The 8,676-nt window shown below is 74.6% G+C and carries 5 protein-coding genes and 1 pseudogene; 5 read left to right on the plus strand and 1 reads right to left on the minus strand.

Annotated features, from left to right (window positions below; translation table 11 throughout):
- Positions 1-179: 179 nt before the first annotated feature.
- The gene (locus tag K7787_RS20510; protein ID WP_247721112.1) at positions 180-1,568 is read right to left on the minus strand and encodes a S1 family peptidase; all 1,389 of its coding nucleotides are present in this window, start codon (positions 1,566-1,568) and stop codon (positions 180-182) included.
- A gap of 620 nt (positions 1,569-2,188) precedes the next feature.
- On the opposite strand from K7787_RS20510, the gene K7787_RS20515 reads away from it, so the two are divergent.
- The 5 genes and pseudogenes from K7787_RS20515 to K7787_RS20535 form a co-directional block, all read left to right on the plus strand.
- Positions 2,189-2,404, plus strand: a complete 216-nt coding sequence (locus tag K7787_RS20515) for a type A2 lantipeptide (RefSeq protein ID WP_169438874.1) — start codon at positions 2,189-2,191, stop codon at positions 2,402-2,404.
- A gap of 121 nt (positions 2,405-2,525) precedes the next feature.
- A complete protein-coding gene (locus K7787_RS20520) occupies positions 2,526-3,329 on the plus strand; it encodes an HlyD family efflux transporter periplasmic adaptor subunit (RefSeq protein ID WP_223002479.1) in 804 nt (267 codons plus the stop codon).
- Complete coding sequence (locus K7787_RS20525) at positions 3,326-5,551, plus strand: NHLP family bacteriocin export ABC transporter peptidase/permease/ATPase subunit (RefSeq protein WP_223002480.1); 2,226 nt, start codon at positions 3,326-3,328, stop codon at positions 5,549-5,551. The genes K7787_RS20520 and K7787_RS20525 overlap by 4 nt, the downstream gene beginning before the upstream one ends.
- 1 nt (position 5,552) lies before the next feature.
- Entirely contained in the window at positions 5,553-8,378 is a 2,826-nt protein-coding gene (locus tag K7787_RS20530; protein ID WP_223002481.1) for an NHLP bacteriocin export ABC transporter permease/ATPase subunit, read from the plus strand.
- A gap of 125 nt (positions 8,379-8,503) precedes the next feature.
- Positions 8,504-8,676 (plus strand): annotated as a pseudogene (locus K7787_RS20535) (Ppx/GppA family phosphatase); the annotation flags it as partial.

Genomic DNA, 8,676 nt, shown 5'->3' on the forward strand with positions numbered 1-8,676 from the left:
GGCCGGCGCCGCGCCGACGCCGACGTGCCGTCCCGGAAACGGCCCGTCGCCCGGATCCGACGTGGCGGCCCGGCAGGTGTCGCCGAGACCGGTTCCCGGCCAGGGGACGTCTCGCCGGGCCCGGCCCGTCGCGCCGCGACCGGTGTGTCACCGGGACCGGCGCCGTGCCCGTCCGCCGGTCAGTGGCCGCGGCCCCGGCCGCTTCCGAGGCCGTTGCCCGTCCGGGGCGTGCCCGTCCGGGAGTCGCCGCCCGTGCCGGGGTCCTGGGCCGCGCCCGAGCCGTCGTCCGCGCCGGAGCCCGCCGCGTCGTCGCCCGGCACGGCCGTGGAGCCGTCGCCGGACTGGCCGCCGCCGTTGTGGTCGCCCGCCTGGCCGCCGGCCCCCTGCCCGGCCGCGCCGTCACCCCCTTGGTCACCCGCACCGGCATCCGCGCCGAACGTCGCCCCCGTCGCCTGGAGGGCGGTGGTGACCGGCTGGAAGAAGGTCTCGCCGCCCTGGGTGCAGTCGCCGCTGCCGCCCGAGGTGAGGCCGACCGCGCCGCCGTCCTGGGTGAACAGGGAGCCGCCGCTGTCGCCCGGCTCCGCGCAGACGTCGGTCTGGATGAGTCCGGTCACGGTGTCCACGCCGTTCGGGTCGGTCTCGCTCTGGAAGTTGACCGTGGCGTCGAGGCCGGTCACCGTCCCGTTGTGCAGCCCGGTGGTGCTGCCCATGCGGAACACGGTCTCGCCGACGGTCGCCTCGGCGGCCCCGGTGATCTGCACGCTCTGCCCACCTCCCACGTCCACCGCGCTGGGCGCCTGGGTGGCGGGGTCGTCGTACTTGACGAGGGAGAAGTCGTTGCCCGGGAAGGTCGCCTGGTCCACGGTGGCGACGGGCTGCCCGTTCTGCGAGTCGGCCCACTGCCTGGCGGCGACGCCGCAGTGACCGGCCGTCAGGAAGGCGGGGCTGCCGTCGGCGGCCGTGACGTTGAAGCCGAGGGAGCAGCGCACGGTGCCGCCCTGCGCCTGCGCGAAGATGGCGTCGCCGCCGGAGGCGAACGTCCGGAAGGCGCCGGCGGACCGCTTGAGGGTGGCCATGCCCTCGCCGAGCCCGCGGACGGTGGACCGGAGCCGGTTCCACTCGGCGCCGGTGACCGTGCGGTCGGCGGTGACGACGACCTTGTCGGTGCGCGGGTCCACGGCCCACGAGGTGCCGGGGATGGTGGCGCTCGCCTTCAGGGTGCGCGCGGCCGACTTGAGGGCGGCGATGCTGTTGCCGACCCGGCGGACGTCCGCGCCCGCCTTCTCGGCCCGCGCCACGGCCTCGTCGTCCGCGTCCGCCACGTTCACCACGAGCCGCTGCCTGCCGCTGTCGTAGTAGGCGCCGGCGTACGCGGTCCCGAGCGATCCGGCGAGCCGGGAGGCGACGTCCGAGGCGTCCTTCGCCGCGAAGGTCCTGGGGGCGCCGGCGCCGGTCGCGGCGTCCTGGGAGGCGTTGGCGTGCGGGAGCAGCAGCGCCGCCGCGCCGAGCGCCATCACGCCGCCCGCCGCTATCGCGGCCTTGCGTTTCGGAATTCGCTGGTGACTCAAACTTCTCGACCTCCTGGGGGCGGGGTCCGTGCCGCCGTACGGCGGCGGGTTGGGGCGCGCCTGGCCGGCAGTTGGTACGCGTCCGGAGCGCGGGGCGTTCAAACCGGTACGTCGACTCGCCCCGGGCGCGCCCGGACCGGCCCGCTCGCCGTGGACACACCCCGCTGTCGCCCGACCCCATGACGGTGACACTCCGTCACGGACCGGGAGCGGAATTGCTGCTTCAGGGAATCTGCACAGCGCGTGCCCAGCGGGGTCACCGGGCGCGGCCGATCTGCACAACCGCCGCGCCCGCGACGTGCGTTTGGCGCCAAGTGCACCGTTCGCCTCCGGGCGGGCAAGGGTGTGCGTGGGCCGATGCCGTGCGGCATGTGAAGAAGTGGCCGACGACTCGTGCCCGCACATCCACGCGAGAGGCCCCTTGATGGGCAAGTGCGCTGGTGAGAGCCCTGCGCAAGTGGAAGCGGCGGGGCGCGTCGTGCTTTGATCCATCGCACCGCGGGGGCCGGCCGGGACGCTTGGGAAACAGGCGGCCGGCGCCCGTGGCCGCGGCCGTCCGCCGGTCTTGGGCGAGGCCGTTCCCCCCTTGTCACAACCCCCACACGAAGGGAAGTTCCAGCATGAACTCCACCCCCCAGGTCGAGACCGCCGAGATCTCGGACGCCGAGCTCGACTCCATCTCCGGCGGCCTGTCCGTGAACGCCCTCGGCACCGTCACCGGCCTGGTGGACGGCGTCGCCCCGGTGACCGGCCTGGTCGACACGGCCGTCGGCACCGTCGAGGGTGTGACCGGTCTGAACACCGCCCCGGTCACCAACCTGGTCGCCGGTCTCTGAGCGCACCGCGCTGCCGCCGAGTCCCCGGAGCCGTCCACCGGTTCCGGGGTTCTCGGACGTTTACAAGAAGTCCCTCGGGCTCTTGGCCCCGAAGAAGTCTCCCCCAGGTGAGGGAAGTTCCGTGCAGTTCCGTCAACAGGCCCTCGCCAGGCTCCAGTCGCCCGAAGAACTGGACCTCCCGGTGCGGCTCGCCCGCCCCCGGGGCGGTCTCGTGCTGGCCGTCACGCTGGTCGCCCTGGCCGCCGCCTGCGGGTGGGCGGTGACCGGCTCGGTGGCCACCACGGTCGCCGCGCCCGCGGTGCTCACCCACGCGCAGGGCGGTTACGTGGTGCAGAGCCCGGTCGCCGGGCAGGTCACGGCCGTGCTCGCCGAGGAGGGCGAGCGGCTGCCGGCGAACGCGCCGGTGCTGAAGGTGCGTACCGCCCGGGGCGAGACGGTGGTGCGCACGGTCGCCGCGGGCCGGATCACCACCCTCGCCGCCGCCCTCGGGCAGATCGTCGCCACCGGCTCGGACGTGGCCGCCGTGGAGAAGGTGGCCCACGCCTCGGACCCGCTGTTCGCGACGGTGTACGTGCCCGCGCAGAGCGGCGCCTCCGTCCCGGTCGGCGCGGCCGTGGACCTGACCGTGTCCTCCGTGCCGGCCGAGCGCTACGGCGTGCTGCGCGGCCGGGTGACGGCGGTGGACCGCACGGGCCAGTCGGCGCAGCGCATCGGCGCGTTCCTCGGGGACGCCCGGCTGGGCGAGCAGTTCGCCGGGAAGGGCCGGCCGGTCGCCGTGCTGGTGCGGCTGGAGACGGCCGCGACGAAGAGCGGTTACCGGTGGTCGTCGGCGGACGGGCCGCCGTTCCGGCTGGAGTCGATGACCCTGGCCGACGCCTCGATCCGGCTGGCCGGCCGGCATCCCGTCGACTGGCTGCTGCCGTGAGCGCCGCCCCGCCCACCCGGGGCCGCCGGCGCGCCGCCCCGCCCCGCAGGACCCCCGTCCCCCGGCGGCGCGGCCGGACCGTGCGCACCCCCACGGTGCTCCAGATGGAGGCCGTGGAGTGCGGGGCCGCCTCGCTGGCGATGGTGCTCGCCCACTACGGCCGCCATGTGCCGCTGGAGGAGCTGCGCATCGCCTGCGGCGTCTCCCGCGACGGTTCGCGGGCGAGCAACCTGCTGAAGGCGGCGCGCGGTTACGGTCTCACGGCCAAGGGCATGCAGATGGACACCGCCGCCCTCGCCGAGGTGAAGGCGCCGGCCATCCTGTTCTGGGAGTTCAACCACTACGTCGTCTACGACGGCACGGGCCGCCGGCTGGGCCGGCGCGGGGTGTACGTCAACGACCCCGGCAAGGGGCGCCGGTTCGTGCCCATGGAGGAGTTCGACGCGTCCTTCACGGGTGTGGTGCTGGTGCTGGAGCCGGGCGAGGGTTTCGCCCGGGGCGGGCGCAGGCCGGGCATCCGCGGTGCGCTGCCGGCCCGGCTGCGCGGCACCGCGGGCGCGCTGCCGGTGGCGGTGCTGGCGAGCCTGCTGCTGGTGGCGGTGGGCGCGGCGGTGCCCGCGCTCAGCCGGACCTACATCGACACGTATCTCATCGGCGGGCAGTCCTCGCTGCTGGGTGTGCTGTTCGCGGCGATGGCCGCGTGTGTGCTGTTCACGGTGGCGCTGACCTGGTTGCAGCAGGCCAATCTGCTGCACGGGCGGATCGTGTCCTCGACGCTGACCGGCGCCCGGTTCCTGCGCCATCTGCTGCGGCTGCCGGTGACGTTCTTCGCCCAGCGCAGCCCGGCCGACCTGGTGCAGCGGCTCCAGTCCAACGACGCGGTCGCCGAGACGCTGGCCCGCGATCTGGCCGCGGCCGGGGTGGACGCGGTGGTCGTGGTGCTGTACGCGGTGCTGCTGTACACCTACGACCCGCAGCTGACCGCCGTCGGCATCGGAGTGGCGCTGCTCAACATCGTGGCGATGCGGGTGGTCGTACGGCTGCGCGCGACGCGGACGGCGAAGCTGCGGGCGGACACCGCACGGCTCACCAACACCGCTTACAACGGGCTCCAGTTGATCGAGACGATGAAGGCGACCGGCGGCGAGGACGGCTACTTCCGCACCTGGGCCGGGCAGCACGCCACCACGCTGGAGGAGCAGCAGCGGCTGGGCGTGCCGGGCGCGTGGCTGGGTGTGGTGGCGCCGACGCTCGCCACGGTCAACAGCGCGCTGATCCTGTGGATCGGCGGGATGCGGGCGGTGGAGGGGCACATCTCGGTGGGTCTGCTGGTGGCCTTCCAGGCGCTGGTGGCCCGTTTCACCGCGCCGCTGACCCGGCTCAACGGCGTCGCGGGCCGGATCCAGGACTTCGCGGCCGACGTGGCCCGCCTCAAGGACGTGGAGGACTTCCGCACCGACCCGCTGCACACCCGGTCCGGCGCCGGGGACTCGACGCGGCGGCTGCGCGGCCATGTCGAGCTGGAGAACGTCTCCTTCGGCTACAGCCCGCTGGACGAGCCGCTGCTGAGCGGGTTCGACCTGCGGGTGGGGCCGGGGCAGCAGGTGGCGCTGGTGGGCGGCTCCGGCAGCGGCAAGTCGACGGTGTCCCGGCTGATCTCGGGCCTGTACGCGCCGTGGGAGGGGGTGATCCGCATCGACGGGCAGCGCCTTGCGGACATCCCGCGCGGGGCGCTCGCGGCGTCGGTGTCCTTCGTGGACCAGGAGGTGTTCCTCTTCGAGGGCACGGTCCGCGACAACGTCGCCCTGTGGGACCCGTCGGTCCCGGACGAGGCGGTGGTGGAGGCGCTGCGCGACGCCGCCCTGTACGACGACATCGCCCGCCGGCCGGGCGGCATCCGCAGCAGGGTCGAGCAGGACGGCCGCAACCTCTCCGGCGGGCAGCGCCAGCGCCTGGAGATCGCGCGGGCGTTGGTGCGCCGGCCGAGCATCCTGGTGCTGGACGAGGTGACCAGCGCCCTGGACGCGGAGACCGAGCAGGTGGTGATGGACAACCTGCGGCGACGCGGCTGCGCCTGCGTGGTGATCGCGCACCGGCTGTCCACGGTGCGCGACAGCGACGAGATCGTGGTGCTCCGGCACGGCACGGTCGTCGAACGCGGGCGGCACGAGGAGCTGCTGGCGCGCGGCGGGGCGTACGCGGCGCTGGTCGGGGAGCGGTGAGATGACGGAGACGACGGCGGTGCACGCAAGCGATCCGGTCCTCGGCGCGCTCGGTCCGCTGGGCGCGCCCGTGGACTGCGCGGGCTCGAACCGGCTGGATCTGGCCGGTCCGCAGGCGCTGTGGCTGGTCACGGCCGGCGAACTGGACCTGTTCGCGGTGGACGCGGAGCGGCAGGGCCACTGGCACCATCTGGGCCGGCTGGCGGCGGGTTCGCTGCTGCTGGGCCCGGCGCCGGGGCCGCGGCACACGCTGGTGGCCCGGCCGCTGCGGGACTGCGCGGTGCGCCGGATCGGGCTGCGCGAGCTGTATCAGCCGGCGCCCACGGAGACCTGGTCGTGGGACGAGTACGGGCGGCCGCAGTACGTGCCGCCGGCGGCCGGCGGTCTGGAGTACGCGCTCGCGCTCGGTCTCGGCCGCAGCCTGTCGGTGCTGTTCCAGGCCCCGCTGGCGGCCGACCGGTCCGCCGCGCCCGCCGACGACGAGGTGTTCTGGATGCAGGTGCCGCCGGGCAGCGTCCGGTACGGGGCGCTGTACGGCGCGGAGGCCGCCGCCGATCTGCTGATGGACCCGGCGGTGTGGCAGTCGGTGGTGGACCAGCAGTACCGGCTGCTGACGGCGCTGGACCGCTGGATCGAGGAGCTGGAGCGGGCCCATGAGACGCGGACGGCCGCGGGGATCGCGGCCGGCGAGGCGGTCCGGGACCGGGCCGACCGGACGCTGCTGGCGTCCATCGGCCGGTCCTCGGCGCACCGGGCGACGGCCGCCGACGCGGACGCCGTGTACGCGGCCTGCCTGCTGGTGGCCCGGGCCGCCGGGATCACCCTGGCCGACCCGCCGCAGCCGGGCACGGTCAGCGAGCGGCTCGATCCGGTGGAGCAGGTGGCGCTGGCGTCGCGGGTGCGCAGCCGGGCGGTGCGGCTGGAGGGCCGCTGGTGGCGGGAGAACGCCGGCCCGCTGGTGGGCCGGCGGGCGCTGTCGGGGGCGCCGGTGGCGCTGCTGTGGCGGCGCGGCGGCTATGCGGCCGTGCATCCGGCGACCGGGCGGGCGACGCCGGTCGGGCCGGGCAACGCGCAGGAGTTCGAGCCGCGCGCGGTGATGTTCTACCGGCCGCTGCCCGAGCGGCGGCCCGGTCCGCTCGGCCTGCTGCGGTTCTGTCTGCGCGGCAGCCGGGGCGATGTGCTGAACCTGCTGGTCAGCGGGCTGGTGACGGTGGCTCTCGGGGCGCTGGTGCCGGTGGCGACGGGCCGGGTGCTCGGCCAGTACGTGCCGCGGGCCGAGCGCGAGCCGATCACGCTGGTGTGTCTGGCGGTGCTGGTCAGCGGTGTGGTGGCGGCGGCGTTCCTGCTGCTGGAGAACCTGACCGTGCTGCGCCTTGAGGGGCGCGTCGAGGCGACGCTGCAGCCGGCCGTGTGGGACCGGCTGCTGCGGCTGCCTACGCGGTTCTTCACCGAGCGGTCCACCGGTGAGCTGGCGAGCGCGGCCATGGGGGTCAGCGCGATCCGCCGGCTGCTGGCGGGGGTCGGCCCGGTAGTGGCGCAGTCGCTGACCGTGGGCGCGATGAACCTGGTGCTGCTGTTCTGGTACAGCGCCTCGATGGCGTGGGCGGCGGTCGGCATGCTGGTGGTGATCGCGGCCGTGTTCTCGGCGCTGGGGCTGTGGCAGGTGCGCCGGCAGCGGCGGCTGGTGGTGCTCACCAACAAGCTGAACAACCAGGCGTTCCAGACCCTGCGCGGGCTGCCCAAGCTGCGGGTGGCCGCCGCCGAGAACTACGCGTACGCCGCCTGGGCCGAGCAGTTCGCGCGCGGCCGGGAACTGCAGCGGCGGGTGGGCCGGATCAAGAACGTGACGACGGTGCTGGGCGCGGTGTACCTGCCGGTGTGCACACTGCTGATGTTCATGCTGCTGGCCGGTCCGGCGCGCGGTTCGATGTCGGCGGCGGCCTTCCTGACGTTCAGCACCTCGGTGACGATGCTGCTGACCTCGGTGACCTCGCTGACCGGCGCGTTCGTGTCGGCGGTGGCGGCGCTGCCGCTGCTGGAGGAGATCCGGCCGGTGCTGGACGCCGTGCCGGAGGCGGGCGCGGGCAGCACCCGGCCGGGGCCGCTGTCCGGGGCGATCGAGGCGCGGCGGCTGTCGTTCCGGTACTCCGCCGACGGGCCGCTGGTCCTGGACGACGTCTCCTTCCAGGTGCGGCCGGGCGAGTTCGTGGCGGTCGTCGGGCCGAGCGGCTGCGGGAAGTCGACCCTGCTGAGGCTGCTGATCGGTTTCGACAGGCCGCTGTCCGGCAGTGTGCTCTACGACGGCCAGGACCTCGCGGCGCTGGACCGCTCGGCGGTGCGGCGGCAGTGCGGGGTGGTGCTCCAGCACGCGCAGCCGTTCACCGGGTCGATCCTGGACGTGATCCGGGGCACCGAGCCGTGCTCGCCGGAGGAGGCGATGGCGGCGGCCGAACTGGCGGGTCTCGCCGAGGACATCCGGCGGATGCCGATGGGCCTGCACACCCTGGTCGCGGGCGGCGGATCGGTCTCGGGCGGCCAGCGGCAGCGGCTGATGATCGCTCAGGCCCTGGTGCGGCGGCCGAGGATCCTCTTCTTCGACGAGGCGACCAGCGCCCTGGACAACGAGACGCAGCGCATCGTGATCGACAGCACCCGCAAGCTGAACGCCACCCGGATCGTCATCGCGCACCGGCTGTCCACGGTGCTGGACGCCGACCGGGTCGTGGTGATGCGCGACGGCCGGATCGTGCAGCAGGGGCCGCCGGCGGAGCTGCTCGCGGACGGGAGCGGGCCGCTGCACGAGCTGGTGCGACGACAACTGGCGTGAATTCCGGCCCTCTTGGTCCCGGTGCCGGGCGGGAATGAGACGTTTCCGCGTCGTTCACCCGCCGTTCATGCGTCGTTGGACGTGTCGTCAGGCGTACGGACCGGCGGGGCGGGTACCCCCCGGCCATGCGAATCAGCGTGGTGGACGTGGGGTCGAACACGGTCCGGCTGGTGGTGGCGGACGCGGCGGGCGGGGTGCCGTTGCCGGTCCACACCGCCAAGTGGCGGCTGAGACTGTCCGAGCAGGTCTCCCCCGGGCAGGACATACCGCCCGAGGCGGTGGAGCGGCTGGTGCGGGC

It is taken from the genome of Streptomyces sennicomposti (assembly GCF_019890635.1).
Taxonomy (GTDB): Bacteria; Actinomycetota; Actinomycetes; order Streptomycetales; family Streptomycetaceae; genus Streptomyces; species Streptomyces sennicomposti.